This is a genomic window from Xanthomonas sp. NCPPB 3200 (genome assembly GCF_056393585.1).
On the sequence record NZ_CM150785.1, the window covers coordinates 4,244,085 to 4,264,665 of the forward strand.

A 20,581-nucleotide genomic window follows, 5' to 3' on the forward strand; every position below is an offset into this window, starting at 1 on the left:
AAGCTCGATGCAAGAGGATCTGCGACAACAGGTGCTGTCCCGGCTGGAACGGGATTACGGACTCAAGCACCGTAGTGGTACTGAGTACATGCGCGGCGGCAAATGCCCCTCGTGCAGCAAGAAAGAGCTCTACACCCACCATCTCAAGCCGTGGGTCGTGAAATGCGGCCGTCAGTCCAAGTGCGGCCGCGAACTGCACGTCAAGGATCTGTACGACGACCTGTTCGACGACTGGTCCAAGCGCTTCCAGCCAACGGCTGCGGCGCCCAATGCTGCGGCCGACGCTTACCTGCAGTTCTCGCGCGGCTTTGATTTGGCGCCGCTCAAGGGCCTCTACAGCCAGGACAGCCACTACGATCGCAAGATCAGCGCCGGCACTGCGACCGTGCGCTTTGCGCTGGTCAAGGGCGGCTGGTGGGAGCGACTAATCGACCGCCCGCATCGCTTCGGCAAGCAGAAGGCGCGCTTTGCGCCAGGTCAGAGCTATACAGGGGTATGGTGGGCGGCGCCTGCCTCGCTGGCAGCCATGCAGACGGCACGCGAGGTGTGGATCGTTGAGGGCATCTTTGATGCGATCGCGCTCCTGCAGCACGGCGTGTGCGCCGTATCGGCCATGTCTTCCAACGCATTCCCAGAAGAATCGCTGCGGGAGCTGGCCAAGGCACGCATGGCCGATCTTCCGACGCTCGTCTGGGCACTGGACAACGAGCCAGGCGCCCGTGCTTACACGCACAAGCACATCAAGCGCGCCCAGGGGCTGGGCTTCAATTCCCGAGCCGCGCAGATCGTCCAGCGCGATAGCAAGAAAACAGACTGGAACGACCTGCATCTGCGCGCCATCGCGTCCGACGAGCCCAAGCAGTGGGACAACGACGTCAAGGAAGCGCGCTACCAGGGCGATCTGCTGGTGGCCCGCTCGGCAGTGGACAAAGGCCTGTTGATGTTCGACCACGACGGCCGTAACGACTTCTGGCTGGAATACCGCTCCCGCCTGTACTGGTTCGACTTCGACACCCAGCGCTTCGACAAGCTGCGCAAAGAGAAGTTGGGGGACGTCGACGCTGACGATGCGGACGACTTGCAAGCCGAGGATCTGCGGAAGATCAAGCGGGCCGCTTGCTCTGTACAGAAGATTGCCAACTGCTTCCCGGAAGCCCTGTATTTCCAGCGCCAGGAGGTCACCGACGAAAGTTGGTACTACTTCCGCGTCGACTTTCCGCACGACGGGCCCAGCGTCAAAGGCACCTTTACAGGTGGGCATGTCGCCAGTGCCTCCGAGTTCAAGAAGCGCCTCATCTCCCTGGCCGCCGGCGCGATGTTCACCGGCAGTGGCCACCAGCTGGACCGCCTGATCGAAGAGCAGACCGAGGCAATCAAGACGGTGGACGCTATCGATTTCGTCGGCTACAGCAAGGAACACCGCGCCTATCTGCTCGGCGATATTGCCGTGCGCGACGGTGAGTTGGTGACGGCCAACGAGGAGGACTACTTCGAGTTCGACAAGCTGCGCCTGAAGACCACGCAGAAGTCCATCCGCCTAGAGATCCAGCGCGACGCCGAGGCGTTCCGCGTGGATTGGCTGCCATGGCTGTGGCAGTGCTTCGGCACACACGGCATGGTCGCGATGACGTTCTGGTTTGGCTCACTGTTCGCCGAGCAGATCCGCACTGGGCACAAGAGCTTTCCCTTCCTTGAAGCCACCGGTGAGGCCGGCGCCGGCAAGACTACGCTGCTGACCTTCCTGTGGAAGCTGTTGGGCCGCTCAGACTACGAGGGCTTCGACCCGGCCAAGTCGTCTAAGGCCGGCCGTGCCCGCGCCATGGGCCAGGTGTCAGGTATGCCTGTCGTCCTGCTGGAGGCCGACCGCAGCGAGCCAGACAAAGCGCACTCCAAGACGTTCGAGTGGGATGAGCTGAAGGACTTCTTCGGCGGCGGCACCCTGGCGACACGCGGCGTGCGCAACGGCGGCAACGAGACCTACGAGCCGCCATTTCGCGGCACCATCGTGATCACCCAGAACGCTGCCGTGGACGCCAGCGAAGCAATCCTGACGCGCATCGTGAAGCTGCATTTCAAGCGGCCGCAGGTCACCACCGAAAGCCGCATCGCGGCCGACAACCTCAACGCGCTGCAGGTCGAAGAAGTCAGCCACTTCCTCGTGCGTGCCGTTCGGCAGGAGCGCGCAATCCTCGATCTGTTCGCCGAGCGCGTGAAGGTATTCGAGGCCAAGCTTCGCGCTCAGCAGGATCTTCGCCTCGAGCGCGTTATCAAGAACCACGCGCAGATGCTGGCGCTGTTCGACTGCCTGCGCCTGGTCATCGCTATCCCTGACGAGATGGTCGAGCAGACGCGGCTCGCGTTGTTGGACATGGCGCTGGAACGGCAGAAGGCGATCAGCGCTGACCACGCGATGGTCAACGAGTTCTGGGAGGTCTACGAATACCTGGAAGCAACAGGCCACGGTAAAGCCGTCGTCAATCACAGCCGCGATGCACAGCGGATTGCGATCAACCTCAACCACTTCGCTGCGCGGGCTGCGCAGTTCAGCCAAGCCGTGCCCGACCTCAAGGTGCTGCGTGCGTTGCTCGGTGATTCGCGCCGGCACAAATTCATCGGAGCGAACGTGGCCGTCAACAGTGCCGTCCTCAAGGACGATCTGACGGGTGTCGGCACCACCGTGAAGTGCTGGGTGTTCCAGAAATGAGCGCGCTCGCACACGTTGGAAATTTTGGGAAATTTTCGTTGACATCAACCTGGGAGCGGAGCAACCATTACCCGGTCGCCGCACAATCGGCGACCGGGTTTAGCAGCCCGACTAGGAGGCGCACCAGCGCCCATCGATCGATGCACGGCGCTTTTTTTATGCCCGCTGTGTCGACGTGGGCACGTGCCAGCCAGTTCTATGGCGGGCGGTGTGCGGAGGCTTTCGGGCCTGCCGGTGACTCCTACCGGTCTGCTAACCGCGCACCGTCCGCCACCTCGTTTAGCAGCGATGTGCCGGACTCCAATGACTTAGGAGCCCGCATGTCTTACGACGCCCAAGAAGCGCCGGCTAATGCCGCGCGTCAGATCGCCCATTTCTTCGGCTTGATCGCCGACACCCTCGACTGGAACCACACCGCCTGGCTCGCCCTGCAGGCGAAGCTGCAAGCCACGGGCAAAGCACCCGAGGCACTGACCCTGGCCGATGTCGAGGCCGCCATTTCCAGCATCAATGCCGACCTGGCCGAGGTGCACCAGTGAGCCGGCGCGACCTGCACAAGGCGACGCGCATCGCTCCAGGTGTCTACCTGCTCCTGCAGATCCGTGCGACGGATGTGCTGGCCGAACTGTACGCGGACTGCCTGCATGACCGCCCGCCGGTGATGTTCGCCTGCAGCGCGATCGAGGAACCGAGCGAATTGTTTGTTGTCGATGACGGCACCGGCTTGGTCATTGGCTCGTTGCACGTGGTCATGCCGGAGGCCGAGGCCGTCGCGCTGCAGAAATGGGTGATCGAGCGCATGCCTGCATCGGAGGTGGCTTGATGGACACCGCCCACCCGAACACGCAGCTGCCAGAGGATGCTGATTTTTCGATCAGCGAAGAAGATCAGTCCCGCCTTTGGCTCGCCTACCACGCGACCACATTGCTCGCCGCGCTGACCAACGATATTGCGACCGAGGCGGGCATCAATCACGACGGGCCAGCCGCGGTGGCCGAGTACATCCGGCACGAACTGCTCGATGTCCTCAGCAACGCGCAGCGCCTGCGCGAGCCTGATCCCAGCATTCCGCCATCTGGCGCCGACCTGATCTAACCCCGTAACAGCGGGGCCGGCGGGCGGTGCTCGAACACCGCCCCAAGGCCCTCCACCAACGCAACTTGGAGAGTCGATATGCAACAGCAAACTGGAACACGTCCAGCCGCGGCAGCACGTCCGTTGGCTTTGGGCACCGGACCCGGCGCGGAGGCTACCACGCCGGCTGTCATCGCCTACGACAGAGGCACGGGCGACTGCTCAGCGACCATCACCATGCACGTCACGCATGGCTCGGTCGTGGTCACTGCCGCTCTGAGCATGGGACCGCTTCGGGAAGCTCGCCAGTCTTGGGAGCGCCGCCGTGGCCCTGGCAGCGGCTGGAAGCTCATAGACGGCCCTCGCTTGTGGACCAAGGCGGAAAGCTGCATCAGCACAGAGCTCGCCGAATTCATGGACGGCCTGGACTTCCCCTTTGACCTGGCCAACATGCTGCCGCGCAGGCCGACAGCCGCCGCAATTGCCGCTGTGGCCCAGGCCGCACGGGAGGTGGGCAATGGTTGAATTGCTCGCTTTGGCGATGGTCCTGGCACCGGCGGCTGGTGGCGCCCTGGTGTACAGGCTGTGGACCACCCGTCGCCCGCGCCTTACTCAGACCGGCCTGGCGGTGGGCCAGGTACCGCAGCGGCTGCGCCGCCGCGCTCGGATGGCCGTTCGCCGGGAGGTCGCTCATGGCTAAGTCCGTCGTCGTGATCGGCCCCCAGGGAAGCGGCAAGACACTCAACGCGGAAGCCATGCGCCAGCTGTTTGACCTGCAGGCTGTCGTCGACCTCGACGAAGTGCTCTTCGGGCTGCGCGCCGATCGGGTGGAGCCAGAAGGGCAATTGATCTTGACCTGCAACGAGCAGCAAGCCCGCACGTGGTCAGTGCGCTGGGGCCTGACCGTTGTGCACATCGATGTTGTGCGCGCCCGCCTGGGCGCCGCCTGGAGGGCGACCCTATGAATCTGCAGCGCACGATCGAGATTGCCCGCGCCGCCGCGCGGTTGGGAGAGCCCGGCCCGCTGTCCACGGGTGAGGCACTCACCGCCGCCCTGGTGCTGAATCGGCACGACTGGCTGGCCGAAATGGGCTACACCATCGCTCAGGCGTTGGATCGGATCGACTCCGACACCGCGCAACTTCTTCGGGACGCCGAGCGCGTGCTGCGCCTGGATGTGCCATGACGCAGCGTCAGGTCGACCACGACAGTCCTCTGCCGCCGTGCACGAACGGCCACCTGGCTCGCCACATGCTCGACGCCCGCCGCCCCGAGGCGGGCGGCGGGCATTTCATCGAGTGCGTGTGTGGGCGCACGCAGAAGCATCCCAGTTACGAGCTGGCCATGACCGAGTGGCGCCGAGCTCATCGGATCCGCGCACCGCGTCAGCCACATCCCTGCGCGCCAAGCGTCGTGCAGCTTGGTCTGCGCTTCACTGGTACACGGCTGCGATGATCGATGGCGCAAATATGGAAGCATTTCGCAGGGCTTGCGAGGCGCGCCACTGGCTACGGCAGGGCTACATGGACGCGGCCAAGGTGCGAGAGCTACGGCTCCGCATCGCTGCCCAGCGCGGCTACGCCGCTGCTGACTTGCTCGTCGAGGAAATGCGAGAGCAATGGCGGCGCAGGCGAGAGTGGACCAAGGAGCAACATGCATGAGCGGAGGTGTACTGACATTTGAGGATCTACGGCGCCTATGCGCGCCGGTTGGCCCCTCACCGCGAGCAGCGACCGTAGTGCGTTGGGCCAACGATCAGGGCATCCGTTACAAGTACGACGGTCGAGGTGGAATCTGGACAACGCTAGATGCCCTCAATGCCGCCCTTGGATTGCAGCAAGACAATGACATTGAGATGGATACAGAACAGGAGCTGATGTAATGGCACGAGGCCGCAAGCGGAAATTCAATCCACTCATACCAGCCCATATTGACCAGGCCGCGCTCCCGCGCGGCCTGTATTGGGAGGATGGCCGGTGGTACGTCGTCGAGCCGCATCCAGAAGGCGGCGCCACACGAAAGCAAACAGTGGCGTACGCTGGAGCTCGTCTATCGGAATTGCATGGAATCGTTGAGGAACGTGCCGGCAAAGGCACGCGTGGCACGTTGCGTTATCTCTTTGATCGCTTCCATGAGTCATTGGAGTTCAAGGAACTAGCGACCGACACACAAGATGACTACAGGCGCTATGCCAATTCCATTGCCGACTATCTCCGCAAGGACGGATCGAAACTGGGCTCGGTGCAGGTCGATCGCATCACCACGCCTGTGATCCAGCGACTCGTGGAAGTCTTCGCAATGGGACGGCTTGCCAACCGTCACCAACCCGCGCTTCCAGCAACGCCCAGTAAAGCAAATCACCTTCACCGCTACTTACGTCGCACCCTCGCATGGGGTATGCGTGTCGGCCTATGTAGATCGAATCCAGCCATCGGCGTGAGGCAAGCACGCGAAGCAAAGAAGCACCGGATGCCAACGCCGGCCGCATTCGACAAGGTGTTGACCTTCGCCCGTGAACGCGGTTCCCGTCCACCACACACAAAAGGCAGTTGCCCGAGCTATCTCGCGCCAGTCATGGTGCTGGCGTATAGCGCGCGCTTACGCGGTATCGAAGTATGCACACTCAACGACACACATAAGCAGCCGAAAGGCATACATGCTCAGCGGCGCAAGGGATCACGCGACACGCTTACCGAGTGGGATCCAGAGATGATCGCAGCGTGGGATTTCCTTGTAGCGCGACGCACCGCCATCTGGACCAAGAACGGCCGCAGCTTTCCAGTCCCTATCAAGGCTGAGGATCGGCGGCTACTCGTTGAGCAGTCTGGTAACCCAATGGCTAAGTCTTCGTTGGACAGTGCCTGGCAGCGATTTATCACCCTCGCAATGACTGAAGGGATCATCACAAAGCAAGAGCGCTTTTCTCTGCATGGCCTCAAGCATCGCGGCATTACGGACACAGTGGGCAACCGGGGTGACAAACAAGACGCTGCGGGGCACGTGACACCAGCAACAACAGGTCGCTATGACCATGCGCTGCCGGTAGTAAAACCGCCCAAGCGCAGCTAATTTTCCCGGCAATTTTCCCGGTAGCCTCAAATCAAGGTACTTAGCACGAGCTAAGCCCTTGATTTTATGGTGGGCCCAGAAGGATTCGAACCTTCAACCAAAGGATTATGAGTCCTCTGCTCTAACCGTTGAGCTATAGGCCCGGCAGGGTGGGTGGCGAGATGCGGGGCATGTCGGACCGTCCAGCTGAGGCGAAAGTTTACCTGTCCGCGCGCGTCGCTGTCTGCTGACATCAGGCATTGATGAGGAGAAGCGCCCGCACCCACCCGTGCCCGTGCATGCCCACAAAAAAAGCCCGGCGCGAGCCGGACTTCTAAATTTATATGCGATGACCGCGCCTTGCGCACCATTCGCGGTAGGTGATCCGGTGCTACAAGCACCTCAGCAATCAGCTCCTCAGCAATCCCGAATCCCCACTCCCCAATCCCGGCCTCTAAGCCACCTCAAGCTGCGCATCGACCAATTGCCGGCCTGCACGGAATCCCTGCGCGATGGCTTCCTGGTAGGTCTCCCATCCCTGTTCCCGGCCACCGATGCGTGGCTGGCGTTTGCCGCCCAGTGCATACACGTCGACCCACAACGTCCACCTGGCGCCCGGGGACGCCTGCTCGGTGCGTACGCGAATCTCGTGCTCGCGGTATGTGGTGGTTTCAAAGCGGCTTTGCCTGCTCATACGACGGCCTCGTTCCATTCGTCCATCAACTTAGAAGCCACGGCTAGAACGTCACGTGAGTCAGGCAGAAACATCGGCTTCATGTTGCGCCGCTGTCTGGCTTCGTCGCCGGGGCGTGAATGTCGCCTGCGCCATCCCCGGCGCGTCCGTGCTTCGGCGACGTCCACCCGGGCAAGCATAGCGCGCAGCATGCCCCACAACGCAACAGCCCCGCATGTGCGGGGCTGTTGTGTGATCACTGCACCGATACGGCTACCGGATCAGTCGATGTCCAGGAACGAGCGCAGCTGTTCCGAACGGCTCGGGTGACGCAGTTTGCGCAACGCCTTGGCCTCTATCTGACGGATCCGCTCGCGGGTGACGTCGAACTGCTTGCCCACTTCTTCCAGCGTGTGATCGGTATTCATGTCGATACCGAAGCGCATCCGCAGCACCTTGGCCTCGCGCGGGGTCAGCCCTGCCAACACGTCCCGCACCGTCTCGGAGAGATTGATGTTGGTGGTGTTGTCGATCGGGGACTCCACGTTGGTGTCCTCGATGAAGTCGCCCAGATGCGAATCCTCGTCGTCGCCGATCGGGGTTTCCATCGAGATCGGCTCCTTGGCGATCTTCATCACCTTGCGGATCTTGTCCTCGGGCATGTCCATTTCCTTGGCCAGCTCCTCCGGCGTGGCCTCGCGGCCGAACTGCTGGAGCATCTGGCGGGAAATGCGGTTCAACTTGTTGATCGTTTCGATCATGTGCACCGGAATACGGATGGTGCGCGCCTGATCGGCGATCGAACGGGTGATGGCCTGACGGATCCACCACGTCGCATACGTCGAGAACTTGTAACCGCGGCGGTATTCGAACTTGTCCACGGCCTTCATCAGGCCGATGTTGCCTTCCTGGATCAGGTCGAGGAACTGCAGGCCGCGGTTGGTGTACTTCTTGGCGATGGAGATGACCAGGCGCAGGTTGGCCTCGACCATTTCCTTCTTGGCCTTGCGTGCCTTGGCTTCGCCATAGGCCATCGCGCGGCTGATCTCCTTGATCTCGCCCAGGGTCAGGTAGTTGGCCTTCTCCATCTCGATCGAGCCCTGCTGCTCGGAGACGATCTGGTCCTTGACGTCGCGCAGCGCCGACGACCACTTCTGCTTGCGCTTGAGCGCGTCTTCCACCCATTCCAGGTTGGTCTGGTTGCCTTCCCAGGAGCGGATGAAATCCTTGCGCGGCATGCGTGCCACGGTGGTGGCCAGGTGCAGCACCTTGCGCTCGTGATCCTTGATGCCGTTGACCACGCCACGCAGCTGGGTGACCAGCGCATCGGTCAGCGGCAGCGGCAGCTTGAGCGTGGTGAAGATGGCGGCCATGTCCTCGCGCGCCTTGACCACGAGCTTGTGCTCGGCGCCGTTCTTGGCATAGATCTTCTTGAACTTGGCGTATTCGTTGGCCAGGTTCTCCATGCGCGTGGCCACTTCCACCGGGTCCGGACCGGTCGGGCCGGCCTCTTCCTCGGCAGCGTCGTCATCGCCGTCTTCGTCGTCGTCTTCATCGACCGCGTCTTCGTCGACGGCGACCGGGCCGGCGGCGGCCAGCGCAGCAGCGGCGGCGTCGGCTTCTTCGATCAGGTCGTTGAAGCCGACCACGATCTCGGCCAGACGCTTCTTGCCTTCCTTGTGCGCTTCGTAATCAGCCAGCAGCATTTCGGTCGACAGCGGGAACACGCCCAGCGCTGCCTGGACCTGGCTCAGGCCTTCTTCGATACGCTTGGCGATGGCGATTTCGCCTTCGCGGGTCAGCAGCTCGACCGTACCCATTTCGCGCATGTACATGCGCACCGGGTCGGTGGTGCGGCCACCTTCGGTGTCGAGCGCGGTCAGCGCGGCGGCAGCTTCTTCGGCTGCGGTGTCGTCAACCTCGCGGTTGCCGGTGTTGCCATCGTTGAGCAACAGGGTTTCAGCATCGGGGGCAACTTCATGGACATCGATGCCCATGCCGTTGATCATGCTGATGATGTCTTCGATCTGCTCCGGGTCGACCAGGTCGTCGGGCAGGTGGTCATTGACTTCGGCGTAGGTCAGATAGCCCTGTTCCAGGCCCTTGCTGATCAGTAGCTTGATGTCGGATTGCTGGGCAGGACGTTCGTTGGCCATGAGTGCTCGCGCCACCGGCTTTGAGATTGGAAAGAGAACCTAGCATTATACCAGCGTGAAGCCCGGTCTGCCGGATTCAAGACAGGACCGCTGGTGGACGTGGGTTTCTAGGGTCTGAGAAGGAAGGTCACCGGGCCATCGTTGACCAGGTCGACAACCATATGGGCACCAAAGCGCCCGGTTTCCACCCCGCCGCGATGTTTTTGCCGGCAGATCGCCACCAATTGATTGAACGCCCGTTCAGCCTCCAACGGCGGCGCGGCCGTGCTGAAGCCGGGGCGATTGCCGGAACTGGTGTCTGCGGCCAGGGTGAACTGGCTGACCAGCAGCAGGCCGCCGCCGGTGTCGGTGAGTGAGCGGTTCATCTTGCCGGCGTCGTCGGCGAACACGCGGTAGCCAAGCAGGCGCTCGGCCAGGCGCCGGATCTGCGCGTCGCTGTCGCCGGGTTCGACCCCGACCAGGGCCAGCAGCCCGGGACCGATCTGCCCGACGGTCTGCGCATCGACCGTGACGGCGGCGCGGGTGACACGTTGGATCAGCGCAAGCATGGGCACTCTCCGGCAGCAAACTGTGCCGCGCAGCATGCCCAGCAAGGTTGGCACTGTCACGCGCGGGTCATCGCCGGCCGCGCTGTTTAGAATTGCGCGGATGAAACCCGATGTTCGCGCTCGCCTGCTCTACGCCACCGCCGCCACCGTGGGCCGCCTGCCGTGGCCGTTGCTCAAACGTGTGGCCGACGCGCTGGCCTGGAGCTGGCGCAAGCTCAATGCGCGCGAGGCGCGCGTGGCACGCCGCAACCTGGAACTGGCGTACCCGGAACTGGATGCCGGCCAGCGCGCGCAGCTGCATGCGCAGGTGCTGCGGTCGACCGCGCGGCAGACGCTGGAAGTGCTGCGCACCTGGACCCGCCCGCCAGCCGAGAACCTGGCGCGGCTGCAACGCAATGGCCAGGCGCTCTACGACGCCGCGCTGGCTTCCGGGCGTGGTGTCATCGTGGCCGCGCCGCACTTCGGCAACTGGGAGCTGCTCAACCAGTGGCTGTCCGAACGCGGGCCGATCGCCATCGTGTATCGCCCGCCCGAATCGGACGCGGTGGACGGCTTCCTGCAACTGGCACGCGGCGGCGACAACGTGCGCCAGGTGCGTGCCGAAGGCCCGGCGGTGCGGCAGTTGTTCAAGGTGCTCAAGGACGGTGGCGCGGTCGGCATCCTGCCCGACCAGCAGCCGAAAATGGGCGATGGCGTGTTTGCGCCGTTCTTCGGCATCCCCGCCCTGACCATGACCCTGGTCAACCGACTGGCCGAGCGCACCGGCGCGATCGTGCTGTATGGCTGGTGCGAACGTGCCGGTGGCGACCTGCAATTCGCGTTGCATGTGCAGCCGGCCGACCCGGCAGTGGCCGACGCCGACCCGGTGCGCGCCGCCAGCGCGCTCAACGCGGGCATCGAACAGATCGCCCGGCGCGACCCGGCGCAATACCAGTGGACCTACAAGCGCTACACGCTGCGCCCGCCGGGCAGCGGCGAGCCCAACCCGTATGCGACCGAGCGGCATCCGCACTGACGCCGGCTGGCTGAAGACGGAGCCGCTCGCACACAGCGCGGCGGCGGCGGCGGCAGCGGCAGCGGCAGCGGCTCAATCGTCGTGCGGATCGGCCGGCGTGGCGAGGATGCGCTGATAGAACGCCAGGTCCAGCCAACGCCCGAACTTGAAACCGGCCTCGCGCACGGTGCCGGCATGGGTGAAGCCGAACTGTTCGTGCAGGGCGATACTGGCCTGATTGCTGGCATCAATGCCGCCGACCAGCACATGCACGCCGCGCTGCTCTGCCGCCGCGATCACGCCCTGCAGCAGCAGGCGTCCAAGCCCCTTGCCGCGATGGTCGCGGTGCACGTAGATCGAATGCTCCACGCTGTACTTGAACGCCGGCCAGGCGCGGAAGGTGCCGTAGCTGGCGAACCCCATCAGGCTGCCGTCGGCCGCTTCCACCCCGATCACCGGAAAGCCGCCCGCGCGCTTGGTCGCAAACCAGCCGACCATGCTCTCCGGTGGCCGCGGCTTGTAGTCGTACAACGCGGTCGAGTTGGCGATGGCGTCGTTGAAGATCTCCAGGATGGCGCTGGCGTGGCGGTCTTCGCTGCAATCGATGAGAGACATGGGGTCCGGTGCGGGCAGAGGGTCTTGGGATTAAAAGGCATTGCCGGGCGATGAACAACGCAGCCGGCACGCAACCAATCCACGCCTGCCGCGCAACTCAAACGGCGGGCGCTGGATGCAGCGTTCCACCCGGCCGTGGCGACTGGCGCTTGCGAACCACGCGACAATGGCCGCACGCGGCAGGCAACGGCCGCAGCGGCGTCCGCCTTGAAGCGGCCGTGGCAATCCCCATCTGGAGTCGTGCATGAGCAGCCCCGTCCCCTCCCCCAGCGCGCAGGCCTTCGGTGATCCGGCCGCGATCCGTTGCGAGCGCGCCGCCTCCGAGCTGCGCGCCGGCCGCCCGGTGCTGCTGACGGCGGCCAACGGGCAGGCGCGCGCGGTGCTGGCGCTGGACAGCAGCACCGCGCAGTCGTACGCGGCCTTCGCGCGTGCGGCGCAGGGGCGGCACTATCTGTTCGTCACCCCGACCCGCGCCCAGGTGCTGGGCCTGAGCGCGCCGCAAGGCGCACGTGTGGCGCTGGTCGAACACGACTACGACCAGCTCGCTGCCCTGGCCTACCTGCGCGACACCCCGGTACCGACGCAATGGACCCCGGGCGATGCGCTGGATGCCGGCGCGGTGGAAATCGCGCGGCTGGGACTGCTGCTGCCGGCGATGCTGGCCGTGGAACTGCACGACGCGGATGACCACGCCGCCTTCGCCGGTTGCCAGTCGCTGGCACTGGACGATCTGGGCAGCGGCTGCGCCAAATCCGCCGCGGCCGGCTACGAGCTGGTCACCCGCACGCCGGTGCCGCTGCGCGGGCTGGGGATGAGCGAGTTCGTGGTGTTTCGCGGCGGGGTGGCGCAGCGCGACCAGGTGGCGATCGTGGTCGGCCAGCCCGACCTGTCGGCCGCAGTGCCGGTGCGCGTGCATTCCTCCTGCCTGACCGGCGATCTGTTCGGTTCGCTCAAATGCGATTGCGGCGACCAGCTGCGGCATGGCCTGGCCAAGCTGAAGGAACTCGGCGGCGGCGTGCTGCTGTATCTGGACCAGGAAGGCCGTGGCACCGGCATCGCCGCCAAGATGCGCGCGTACGGTTACCAGCATGCCGGCCTGGACACCATCGATGCCGATGCGCAGCTGGGCTTTGGCCCGGACGAGCGCCGCTACGGCAGTGCGGTGGCGATGCTGCGCGGCCTGGGCATCGGCCGGATCCGGCTGCTGACCAACAATCCCGCCAAGGCCGAGCGTCTGCGTGCGGCCGGCATCGCGGTCGAAGACCGCATCCCGGTGACCGGCGACATCACTCCGGAGAACGAGCAGTACCTGCGCACCAAGGCCGCGCGTGCCGGGCATGCGCTGGATGTGGACGCGCTGATTCTGGCCGCGCAGTAAGCGCCGCTGCGCCGGATGCGCCCGTCCGCGGCGCCCGGCTATGCTTGCGCACCGCTCCTGCAGGCCAACCTTGTGCACGACGCTCCACCGCCGCACCCCGAGGTCATCGTCGCTGCCGCGCCGGCACAGGCTCCGGCGATGGACCACACCCAGTGGCAACCGCTACCGCAACGCGGGGCGTATGTGGCCGGCGTCAACGGCGCGCTGGGCGGCGGATGTGCCGGGCTGATCGCCGCCGGCGTGACCGTCATCGTGCTGCACGCCTGGCATGACTGGCCGGCGGTGCTGGGCGTGACCGTGGTGGCCGCGCTGCTGGGTGCGTGGTTCGCGGTCAAACGGCATCGGCTCACCCACTGGAAACTCGACCAGCACGGCCTGGCGCTGCAACGCGGCCATCTGTGGCAGAGCGACACGCGCATCCCGATTTCGCGCGTGCAGCACGTGGACCTGCGCCGCGGCCCGATCGAACGCGCCACCCGGCTGACCACGCTGGTGGTGCATACCGCCGGCAGCCGGCTCAACGCGGTGGCCTTGTCCGGCCTGGATCAGGGCGATGCCGAACGCCTGCGCGACCGCCTCGCCCGCCAGCTCGATCACGACGACGACGCGCTGTGAGCGCCATCGAACACTCCGGCCAGGACGAGCAGCGCCTGCATCCGCTGTCGTGGGTGTTCGTGTTGTTGCAGCAGATCCGCCAGTTCCTGATTCCGCTGGCGGCCCTGGTGCTGTTCGGCAGCCGCGATGGCAGCCGCGACTCGGCCGACCACATCGCCACCGGCGTGGTGATGGCAGTGCTGGTGGCAATCTCGGTGCTGCGCTATTTCACCTACCGCTACCGCATCGGCACCGATGGCGTGGCGATCCGCAGCGGGCTGCTGGAACGCAGCCGGCGCGATATCCCGTTCGCGCGCATCCATAACGTGGTGGTGCATCAATCGCTGCTGCACCGGCTGGCCGGCGTGGCCGAGGTACGCCTGGAATCGGCCGGCGGCCACAAGCCCGAAGCGGAAATGCGCGTGCTGCGGCTGGACCAGGCACTGGCGCTGGAAGACCTGATCCGTCGCCGCACGCATGACGCCGATGCCGGCACGCCGCAGATCGAGGCCGACAGCAACACGCTACTGCGTCTGCCGTTGGGCGAAGTGATCCGGCTGGGGCTGATCTCCAACCGCGGCATGGTGGTGGTGGCTGCCAGCTTCGGCGTGATCTACCAGATGATTCCGCGCCGCACCGTGTCCAACTTCGTCGAGCACAACGGCGAGCTGGCGTACCGCTACGTCAGCCAGATCCATCCGGGGGCGGCGGTGACCGCCGCGTTGGTGGTGCTGGGCGCCCTGGCCGTATTGGTCGCGATGCGCGCGCTGTCGGTGGCGCTGGCGGTGGCGCAGTACCACGGCTTCCATCTCAGCCAATCCGAGCGCCGCCTCACCGTGGAGCGCGGCCTGCTGACGCGCATCCGCAGCAGCGTGGCGCTGCGGCGCATCCAGTCGTGGACACTGTACGAAAGCCGCCTGCATCGCCTGTTCGGCCGTCGCCAGTTGCGGGTGGAGACTGCAGTAGCCGGCAGCGCCGACCGCGAAGGCAGCGCATTGAAGGAGCTTGCGCCGATTGCCGACCCGCAGCGCTGCGATGCCTTGTTGCAGCGCCTGCTGCCGGGGATCGCCTGGCCGCCGGCACAGTGGCAGGCGATCGCCACGCATTGCTGGTGGCGCTTGAGTCTGCCCACGCTGTTGTTGCTGCTGCCGCTGGTGATGGGCCTGGCCTGGCAGTTCGGCAACCAGGCGGCGTGGTTGCTGCTGTGGTTGCCGTGGAGCGCATTCAAGGCGCATCGCCAGGTGCACCGCATGGGCTACGCGGTGGATGCACGGTTTGTCGCCGTGCGCGGCGGCTGGTGGAAACGCTGGTGGCGGCTGGCCGAGCTGGACAAGCTGCAGGCGCTGCAACTGCAACGCTCGCCGCTGGACCGTCTGTCCGGCACCGCAACGCTGTGGCTGGACACTGCCGGCGCCAGCGCGGCCGGCCCGGGGTTGCGGCTGCGCTTCGTGCCGTTGGCGCAGGCGCAGGCACTGCAGGCGCAGTTGGGTGCCGCGTTGGCGCGACGCAAGCTGCGTTGGTGATTGGGAATCGGGATTGGGTGAAGTGCTGATTGGTAGCGGTATCTCGTCGATGCGCAACTCGCAGCGATCAGCGTTGTGCCGGGCCCCAGTATCCGAGTTCGCGGCGGATCTGCAGGCCTCGCCACACTGCGCCCAGCGGCTTGCGCCGCAGTGGGCCGAGCTTGCCGGCGATGAAGTCCTCGGTCGCTGCGATCACCCGCTCCGACGACTGCCCGTCGCGGTACGGGTGGATCGCATCGGCATAACGGGCGAGCGCATCGCGCAGCGACGCATCCGGCGCCAGCGCGCGCGCCAGCTGCTGCGGCAATTGCCCGGGCTGCTGGAAGTCCAGCATATGCGGCTGCGGCACGCGGTTGCGGAAGGTCACCACCGGTTTGTGCTGCACCACGAACTCGGACACGATCGACGAGGTATCCGACACCAGCACATCGGCCGCACGCTGCGCGGCCATCACTTCTTCGGGTTCGACAAAGCGGGCATGCGGCCCGGCCAGCGCGCGATAGCGATCGAACAGCTCCGGCGCGCACTTCGGATGCAGCGTCAGCAGCCAGTAATGCGCACCGCGTGCGATATCGGCGGCGATCTCGTCGTAGAGCGCGGGCGCAGCGCTCAAGCGCTCGGTAAACGTGGAACCGAACAGGATCACCGGCCGCCCGTTGGCCGGCGCGCGCAGTGCAGCGCTGCGGCCGCCATCGTCGCGGAACACCGGGTCGAGCTTGGGCCAGCCGGTTTCGACCACGGCAAAATGCCCTTCGCGCTCGGCGAGCGCGCGAAACGGCGCCGTGGTGGCCGGGCCCTGCGTGCAATACAGATCGAACAGCCCGCGCACGCGGAAGTGCCCGCGGTTGTCTTCGCGTTTCTGCACATTGAAGCCATGGAACAGCTGCACCTTGGCGCCCGCAATGAACGGCGGCACCCAGTTGGCCGCGCTGAACACCGCACGCGGGCGCAACGCCAGCGCCTCGCGCAGGCCGACCTCGCGCACCTCCGGCAACACCAGCCCGCGCGCACCGCCCTCCAACCACGCCGACACGGCGTGCCCGCGGGCCTGTAATGCCTGCGCCAATGGCGCCAGAATAGGCAACGCGTAACGTTCCGTTGCGAACAGCAGGTATTGAGCCATCACATGTCCTCTTCGACCGCACCCGACGAACGGCCGCGCATCAGCGCCTGCATTATCGCGTTCAACGAGGCCGATCGCCTACGCGACTGCCTGCGCTCGCTGGCGTTCTGCGACGAGATCGTGGTGGTGGACTCCGGCTCCACCGACGCCACCGTGACGCTGGCCACCGCGCACGGCGCACGCGTCCTGCAGCGCGCCTTCGATGGCTACCGCAGCCAGAAGGCGTTCTGCGTTGCGCAGGCCAGCCACGACTGGGTGCTGTGTCTGGATGCCGACGAACGCGTCAGCGATGCCTTGCGGGCGTCGATCGTTGCCGCGCGCGATGGCGGCTTTGCCAATGCCGCCGGCTATCGCTTCGCACGGCTGTCGGATTATTTCGGCCGGTTCCTGCGCCATGGCAATGCCTATCCGGATCGGGTGCTGCGCTTGTTCGATCGACGCCGCGGCGGCTGGCGCGGCAAGCGCGAGATCCACGAGGCGGCCAGTGTCGACGGTGCAGTGGTGACCCTGGCGGGCGATCTGATCCACTATCCGTACCGCTCGCTGGCGCAGCAACTGGCCAAGACCCAGCGCTATGCGCAGATGATGGCCGAACACGAGCATGCGCGCGGCAAACGCGCGACCTGGAGCAAGCTGGTGCTGGCGCCGGCCTGGCGCTTCTGGCGCGGCTACCTGCTGCGCGGCGGGTTTCGCGATGGCTGGCACGGGTTGATCTATGCCTACGTGCGCGCCAACTACGTGCGCCAGAAGACCATCATGTTGTGGCTGCTGCAGCACAACCAGCCGGTGCAGGATCCGCCGCGTGCGGACGAGCGGCGCGGCGACTGAGAGCGGTCAGCAACACGACTGCGCTCGCCGCTACCTCGGCGCAAGACGCGCTCGAAGCCGGCACTCCACCACGTCAATTCCGGTGACGAGCGAATAACCCATCGCCACCGCAAGCCCGCTTGCTAGACCTTGTCGGCCTCTCGAGCCGGCAACTCCTGCGCCTGACGCGCTGCCAGCCCGACCAGCACACCGACCATCGCCGTGTAGAAGCTGGCCGACACCTGGTGCGCAAACATCGACTGGGTCAGTCCGCACAGCGCATAGCTCACCACGATCATCACCCCGGCCGCGGCCGGTCCGCGGAACTGGCGCTGGCCGCTGCGGCGATGCAGCCGCACGAAGACCCATAACGGCACCCCGTAGACCGCAAACAGCAGCAACAGGCCCGGCACGCCCTGGGTGGCGCCCCACTCGGCCAGATCGTTGTGCGCATGGCCCAGATGGCAGCGCAGCAGCCAGGTGTCGCCGGCGCACACCGGCAGCTCGCGCATCGCATCGTCGAAGCGCCCGACGCCGATGCCGGTGAGCGGATGCGCGCGCAAGGTGTCCCAGGCCACATGCAGGCGCTCGATCCGGGCACCGGCGGACGAGTCGCTGTCGCCGACCTCGTAGCGCTGCAGGTCGCTCTGCAACTCGCCCAGGCGCATCTGCTGGGTCAACGCCGGCACGCTGAGCACCACGCCCACCGCCAGCACCGCACTGCCGACGAAGGTCAGCAAGCGCATGCGTGCGCTCTGCCAGGGCGCGCCCCAGATCAGCACGCCCAAGGTCACCAGCAGCGACAACCACACCCCGCGGCTGCCGCTGAGCACGATCACCACCACCGTAGCGATGGCTGCGCCCACCAGCCAGCGCACCTTGCCAGGCGGGCGGCAGAACACCGCCACTACCAGCAACATCAGCGCGATATCGGCAAATACAATCGCATTGGTCCAGCCTTCCGCGCGGTCGGCACCGTTCATCACCTGCAGCATGGCGATCAACATTGCCGCGAACACGCCGGCCAGCGCGCCACGCCATAGCCAGACCTGGCGCGGCCGCAGTGCGTACGCCCACACCGCCGCCCACGGCAGCACCAGAAAGCGCGAGCGGTTGTCGACATCGCGCAGCCCGTGTTCGAACAGCACGATCGACAACAGCGACATCGCGATCACCGCCGCGGCCAACCACCCCAGCGCACGCAGCGACCAGGGGCGCATGGCAACGCCTGCGCGCAGGCTGCGCCACCCCACCAGCGAGCCAAGCAACAGGCACAGCCCGAACGGCAGCAACCCGCTCGGCATGCTGACCACCAAGGCGGTCAACGCGAACACGCCCAGTTCGGCAATGCCCACACCTGCAGGTGATGCGATGGGGGCCGACGAGGAAAGCGCAGCGGGCTGGGTGGGCAAGGAATTCATTCAGACATCGGTGGCAAGTGGGGGTGACATCGGGCAACACGCGTCAGCGACGCCGGCCAAGCTAACGATGCCCCGCATGAATCCATGCTAGACAGCGGCCGGCGACGGCATTGACGGGCCGCCGATCGCGGCAGACACCTGCGCTGCGCCGGCTCATTCGGTGTCCAGGTTGCCCTGCTCCTGCGCTTCCACTGCCCGCTGCTCGGAGCTCGCCACGCAGCTGCCGTGCACGGCATCGGCCGGCACCAGCCACCAGCGACGGCGGTTGGCCACCCCCACCATCTGGCTGCGGCTGCGGTCCACGCAGGTCAGCAGCGCGGTCTCCTGCGCCATCAGCCAACGTCGATCGGGACGCTCTGCCTGCCAGGCCACCGCGCGCTGCAGCTGTTGTTCCCACGGCACCTTGAAGCCGAAGGTCTGCGCGGGGCGGTCGGCCATCAGCAGGTTCTGCTCTTTCCAGGCCACCAGCCCGAGCTGCGCGTCCGGGCCGATCCGGCGCCCGGCCTCGCGCATCACCGCGCCCGCCGAACTGGAGTCGTTGAAGATCGGATAGCAGACCAGGCCGAACGCCACCCACCACGCGCCCAGCAGCGATGCAGCGGCAAGCGCGGAGCGGCGCACCCGCAGCAGCAACAGGCTGGCCACGCCCCACAGACCGACCGCCAGCAGCAGCCAGCCGAGCGGGTCGGTGGCCTCGCTGCCGACCCCGCGGCTGTCCATGATCTTCTGCTCGAAGCCCGGATGCCCGATCAGCATCGCCGCGCCGCCGGCAGCGAAGGCCAGCGTCAGCAGCAGCACGAATCCGAACAGCAGCCGCTGCACCCCGGCGCGGCGCAGCAGGCCTGCCGCCAGCGGCGCCAGCGCCAGGCAGAACATCGGCAGCGCCGGCAGGATGTACACATCGCGCTTGCCGCTGGGAATGGTGAAGAACACCAGCACCAGCAGCCACCAGGCCAGCGGCAACAGATAGCGCGCATCGCGTCGCTTGAGCCGGCGCCACCAGGCCGGGATCGCCCAGGGCAGCACCAGGATGGTCGGCAGCCACATCGTGGCCATGCCCTTGAAGTGGTACCAGACCGGCTGCGCGTGATCCCAGGAATTGGCATAGCGCTTGGCGGTCTGGCGCAGCAGGATGTCGTTGAGATAGACGCGGTACTCGGGCTGGCCGGCGGTCAGCGCGGTCACCATCATCGGCACGAACCACAGCAGGATCGCGACGAAGAAGAACAGCGGCCCCAGCCAGAAGCGCCGATCGCGCACATGCACGCGCACGCCCGGCCAGCCGCGCGCCGCCGCAATGCCGGCCGGGATCAGCATCAGCAGGGCGATGATGCCGACGCCCTTGGTAATCACGCCCAGCCCGGCGGCAAACCAGCCCAGCGTCCACCAGCGCCAGGCCGGCCCCAGCAGCAGATGGCGCAGCAACCCGTAATTGGCCAGGGTGATCCAGAACACCACCAGCGGATCGATCTGCGCCTTCTTGGCCTGGAAGGTGAAGTGCAGCGTGAACAGCAGCATCCACGCCGCATACGCGCCCACACGCCGGGTCCACAGGCGCCGCCCCAGGTCGTACACGCAGGCCAGCGTGCCCAACGCCGCCAGCAGCGACGGCAGCAGGAACGCCACCCGCCAGTTGCCCAGCAGCGTGTAGAACAGCGCCTGCAGCCACATCAGCATCGGCGGCTTGTCCGAGTACAGCTCGTTGCCGCGATGCGGGAACAACCAGTCGCCGCTCATCACCATTTGCTTGGCGACCAGTGCAAACCGCGGCTCGTCCGACGGCCAGGGGTCGCGCAGTCCCAGGCCGGCGCCGATCACCAGAACGGCGGTGATGGCCAGCAGCCAGAAATCCTTGGAAGCACGAGTCTTGAGCATGACGGGCGGCAGTGGATGCGAAGGTGGAGCGCCGGGGTCGGCGCGCGG

22 protein-coding genes, 1 tRNA gene and 1 pseudogene are annotated in these 20,581 nt (G+C 65.9%); 16 read left to right on the forward strand and 8 right to left on the reverse strand.

Translation table 11 applies throughout. From position 1 onward, the window contains the following. Positions 1-7: 7 nt before the first annotated feature. From AC06DU_RS18325 to AC06DU_RS18375, 11 genes are all read left to right on the forward strand, one after another. Positions 8-2,704, forward strand: coding sequence for a toprim domain-containing protein (locus tag AC06DU_RS18325; protein ID WP_478202977.1), 2,697 nt, complete (start codon positions 8-10; stop codon positions 2,702-2,704). A gap of 320 nt (positions 2,705-3,024) precedes the next feature. Further along, positions 3,025-3,243 carry a hypothetical protein gene (locus tag AC06DU_RS18330; RefSeq protein WP_478202978.1) on the forward strand — a complete coding sequence of 73 codons (219 nt, stop codon included), beginning with the start codon at positions 3,025-3,027 and terminating at the stop codon, positions 3,241-3,243. Further along, positions 3,240-3,527: a hypothetical protein gene (locus tag AC06DU_RS18335; RefSeq protein WP_478202979.1), complete on the forward strand. Its 288-nt coding sequence runs from the start codon at positions 3,240-3,242 to the stop codon at positions 3,525-3,527. Before AC06DU_RS18330 ends, AC06DU_RS18335 begins: the two co-directional genes overlap by 4 nt. Beyond that, positions 3,527-3,799, forward strand: coding sequence for a hypothetical protein (locus AC06DU_RS18340; protein ID WP_478202980.1), 273 nt, complete (start codon positions 3,527-3,529; stop codon positions 3,797-3,799). Before AC06DU_RS18335 ends, AC06DU_RS18340 begins: the two co-directional genes overlap by 1 nt. Positions 3,800-3,877: 78 nt before the next feature. Continuing rightward, positions 3,878-4,303: a hypothetical protein gene (locus tag AC06DU_RS18345; protein ID WP_478202981.1), complete on the forward strand. Its 426-nt coding sequence runs from the start codon at positions 3,878-3,880 to the stop codon at positions 4,301-4,303. Further along, positions 4,296-4,478: a hypothetical protein gene (locus AC06DU_RS18350; RefSeq protein WP_055821049.1), complete on the forward strand. Its 183-nt coding sequence runs from the start codon at positions 4,296-4,298 to the stop codon at positions 4,476-4,478. The genes AC06DU_RS18345 and AC06DU_RS18350 overlap by 8 nt, the downstream gene beginning before the upstream one ends. Further along, positions 4,471-4,743: a hypothetical protein gene (locus AC06DU_RS18355; RefSeq protein WP_323523795.1), complete on the forward strand. Its 273-nt coding sequence runs from the start codon at positions 4,471-4,473 to the stop codon at positions 4,741-4,743. Before AC06DU_RS18350 ends, AC06DU_RS18355 begins: the two co-directional genes overlap by 8 nt. Next, positions 4,740-4,964 carry a hypothetical protein gene (locus tag AC06DU_RS18360; RefSeq protein ID WP_478202982.1) on the forward strand — a complete coding sequence of 75 codons (225 nt, stop codon included), beginning with the start codon at positions 4,740-4,742 and terminating at the stop codon, positions 4,962-4,964. The genes AC06DU_RS18355 and AC06DU_RS18360 overlap by 4 nt, the downstream gene beginning before the upstream one ends. 265 nt (positions 4,965-5,229) lie before the next feature. Next, positions 5,230-5,439, forward strand: coding sequence for a DUF7696 family protein (locus tag AC06DU_RS18365; protein ID WP_478202983.1), 210 nt, complete (start codon positions 5,230-5,232; stop codon positions 5,437-5,439). Next, complete coding sequence (locus AC06DU_RS18370; RefSeq protein WP_478202984.1) at positions 5,436-5,660, forward strand: hypothetical protein; 225 nt, start codon at positions 5,436-5,438, stop codon at positions 5,658-5,660. The genes AC06DU_RS18365 and AC06DU_RS18370 overlap by 4 nt, the downstream gene beginning before the upstream one ends. Then, on the forward strand, positions 5,660-6,847 hold the full coding sequence (locus AC06DU_RS18375; RefSeq protein ID WP_478202985.1) for a site-specific integrase: 1,188 nt from the start codon (positions 5,660-5,662) through the stop codon (positions 6,845-6,847). Before AC06DU_RS18370 ends, AC06DU_RS18375 begins: the two co-directional genes overlap by 1 nt. A gap of 67 nt (positions 6,848-6,914) precedes the next feature. Here AC06DU_RS18375 and AC06DU_RS18380 read toward each other — a convergent pair. The 4 genes and pseudogenes from AC06DU_RS18380 to dtd all read right to left on the reverse strand — a co-directional run bounded on the left by AC06DU_RS18380 (position 6,915) and on the right by dtd (position 10,203). After that, positions 6,915-6,990, reverse strand: a tRNA-Ile gene (locus AC06DU_RS18380). A gap of 290 nt (positions 6,991-7,280) precedes the next feature. Then, positions 7,281-7,594 (reverse strand): annotated as a pseudogene (locus AC06DU_RS18385) (hypothetical protein). A gap of 186 nt (positions 7,595-7,780) precedes the next feature. Further along, complete coding sequence (gene rpoD / locus AC06DU_RS18390; protein ID WP_016902493.1) at positions 7,781-9,655, reverse strand: RNA polymerase sigma factor RpoD; 1,875 nt, start codon at positions 9,653-9,655, stop codon at positions 7,781-7,783. 107 nt (positions 9,656-9,762) lie between these two features. Then, on the reverse strand, positions 9,763-10,203 hold the full coding sequence (dtd, locus tag AC06DU_RS18395; RefSeq protein WP_046344664.1) for a D-aminoacyl-tRNA deacylase: 441 nt from the start codon (positions 10,201-10,203) through the stop codon (positions 9,763-9,765). Between dtd and AC06DU_RS18400 the strand changes: the two genes are divergently transcribed. Then, entirely contained in the window at positions 10,202-11,218 is a 1,017-nt protein-coding gene (locus AC06DU_RS18400; RefSeq protein WP_478202986.1) for a lauroyl acyltransferase, read from the forward strand. The two genes, dtd and AC06DU_RS18400, sit on opposite strands and share 2 nt — an antisense overlap. Before the next feature lie 72 nt (positions 11,219-11,290). Here the strand turns inward: AC06DU_RS18400 and AC06DU_RS18405 are convergent, their stop codons facing one another. Beyond that, the gene (locus tag AC06DU_RS18405; protein WP_016902496.1) at positions 11,291-11,812 is read right to left on the reverse strand and encodes a GNAT family N-acetyltransferase; all 522 of its coding nucleotides are present in this window, start codon (positions 11,810-11,812) and stop codon (positions 11,291-11,293) included. Between the two features lie 244 nt (positions 11,813-12,056). Between AC06DU_RS18405 and ribA the strand changes: the two genes are divergently transcribed. The 3 genes from ribA to AC06DU_RS18420 are packed head-to-tail and all read left to right on the forward strand — an operon-like array spanning position 12,057 to position 15,307. Beyond that, positions 12,057-13,190 carry a GTP cyclohydrolase II RibA gene (gene ribA / locus AC06DU_RS18410; RefSeq protein WP_016902497.1) on the forward strand — a complete coding sequence of 378 codons (1,134 nt, stop codon included), beginning with the start codon at positions 12,057-12,059 and terminating at the stop codon, positions 13,188-13,190. Between the two features lie 15 nt (positions 13,191-13,205). Further along, positions 13,206-13,805 carry a PH domain-containing protein gene (locus tag AC06DU_RS18415; RefSeq protein ID WP_478202987.1) on the forward strand — a complete coding sequence of 200 codons (600 nt, stop codon included), beginning with the start codon at positions 13,206-13,208 and terminating at the stop codon, positions 13,803-13,805. Next, positions 13,802-15,307 carry a PH domain-containing protein gene (locus AC06DU_RS18420; protein ID WP_478202988.1) on the forward strand — a complete coding sequence of 502 codons (1,506 nt, stop codon included), beginning with the start codon at positions 13,802-13,804 and terminating at the stop codon, positions 15,305-15,307. Before AC06DU_RS18415 ends, AC06DU_RS18420 begins: the two co-directional genes overlap by 4 nt. 67 nt (positions 15,308-15,374) lie before the next feature. Here the strand turns inward: AC06DU_RS18420 and AC06DU_RS18425 are convergent, their stop codons facing one another. Beyond that, positions 15,375-16,433: a CDP-glycerol glycerophosphotransferase family protein gene (locus AC06DU_RS18425; protein ID WP_478202989.1), complete on the reverse strand. Its 1,059-nt coding sequence runs from the start codon at positions 16,431-16,433 to the stop codon at positions 15,375-15,377. Here AC06DU_RS18425 and AC06DU_RS18430 point away from each other — a divergent pair, their 5' ends adjacent. Beyond that, a complete protein-coding gene (locus AC06DU_RS18430; RefSeq protein WP_102580477.1) occupies positions 16,434-17,258 on the forward strand; it encodes a glycosyltransferase family 2 protein in 825 nt (274 codons plus the stop codon). Positions 17,259-17,380: 122 nt separating this feature from the next. On the opposite strand, the gene AC06DU_RS18435 is transcribed toward AC06DU_RS18430, so the two are convergent. Both AC06DU_RS18435 and AC06DU_RS18440 read right to left on the reverse strand, forming a co-directional pair. Continuing rightward, complete coding sequence (locus AC06DU_RS18435) at positions 17,381-18,658, reverse strand: O-antigen ligase family protein (RefSeq protein ID WP_478202990.1); 1,278 nt, start codon at positions 18,656-18,658, stop codon at positions 17,381-17,383. A 153-nt stretch (positions 18,659-18,811) separates the two neighbouring features. Then, positions 18,812-20,533, reverse strand: a complete 1,722-nt coding sequence (locus tag AC06DU_RS18440; RefSeq protein ID WP_478202991.1) for an ArnT family glycosyltransferase — start codon at positions 20,531-20,533, stop codon at positions 18,812-18,814. Positions 20,534-20,581 lie beyond the last annotated feature (48 nt).

Bases quoted from the DNA above. Each gene is read 5' to 3' on its own strand.
- AC06DU_RS18435 (WP_478202990.1), bottom strand. From the start codon at position 18,658: ATGAATTCCTTGCCCACCCAGCCCGCTGCGCTTTCCTCGTCGGCCCCC.
- AC06DU_RS18365 (WP_478202983.1), top strand. From the start codon at position 5,230: ATGATCGATGGCGCAAATATGGAAGCATTTCGCAGGGCTTGCGAGGCG.
- AC06DU_RS18345 (WP_478202981.1), top strand. From the start codon at position 3,878: ATGCAACAGCAAACTGGAACACGTCCAGCCGCGGCAGCACGTCCGTTG.
- dtd (WP_046344664.1), bottom strand. From the start codon at position 10,203: ATGCTTGCGCTGATCCAACGTGTCACCCGCGCCGCCGTCACGGTCGAT.
- AC06DU_RS18330 (WP_478202978.1), top strand. From the start codon at position 3,025: ATGTCTTACGACGCCCAAGAAGCGCCGGCTAATGCCGCGCGTCAGATC.
- AC06DU_RS18415 (WP_478202987.1), top strand. From the start codon at position 13,206: ATGCGCCCGTCCGCGGCGCCCGGCTATGCTTGCGCACCGCTCCTGCAG.
- AC06DU_RS18440 (WP_478202991.1), bottom strand. From the start codon at position 20,533: ATGCTCAAGACTCGTGCTTCCAAGGATTTCTGGCTGCTGGCCATCACC.
- AC06DU_RS18375 (WP_478202985.1), top strand. From the start codon at position 5,660: ATGGCACGAGGCCGCAAGCGGAAATTCAATCCACTCATACCAGCCCAT.
- ribA (WP_016902497.1), top strand. From the start codon at position 12,057: ATGAGCAGCCCCGTCCCCTCCCCCAGCGCGCAGGCCTTCGGTGATCCG.
- AC06DU_RS18340 (WP_478202980.1), top strand. From the start codon at position 3,527: ATGGACACCGCCCACCCGAACACGCAGCTGCCAGAGGATGCTGATTTT.
- AC06DU_RS18355 (WP_323523795.1), top strand. From the start codon at position 4,471: ATGGCTAAGTCCGTCGTCGTGATCGGCCCCCAGGGAAGCGGCAAGACA.
- AC06DU_RS18405 (WP_016902496.1), bottom strand. From the start codon at position 11,812: ATGTCTCTCATCGATTGCAGCGAAGACCGCCACGCCAGCGCCATCCTG.
- rpoD (WP_016902493.1), bottom strand. From the start codon at position 9,655: ATGGCCAACGAACGTCCTGCCCAGCAATCCGACATCAAGCTACTGATC.
- AC06DU_RS18370 (WP_478202984.1), top strand. From the start codon at position 5,436: ATGAGCGGAGGTGTACTGACATTTGAGGATCTACGGCGCCTATGCGCG.
- AC06DU_RS18360 (WP_478202982.1), top strand. From the start codon at position 4,740: ATGAATCTGCAGCGCACGATCGAGATTGCCCGCGCCGCCGCGCGGTTG.
- AC06DU_RS18400 (WP_478202986.1), top strand. From the start codon at position 10,202: ATGGGCACTCTCCGGCAGCAAACTGTGCCGCGCAGCATGCCCAGCAAG.
- AC06DU_RS18325 (WP_478202977.1), top strand. From the start codon at position 8: ATGCAAGAGGATCTGCGACAACAGGTGCTGTCCCGGCTGGAACGGGAT.
- AC06DU_RS18350 (WP_055821049.1), top strand. From the start codon at position 4,296: ATGGTTGAATTGCTCGCTTTGGCGATGGTCCTGGCACCGGCGGCTGGT.
- AC06DU_RS18430 (WP_102580477.1), top strand. From the start codon at position 16,434: ATGTCCTCTTCGACCGCACCCGACGAACGGCCGCGCATCAGCGCCTGC.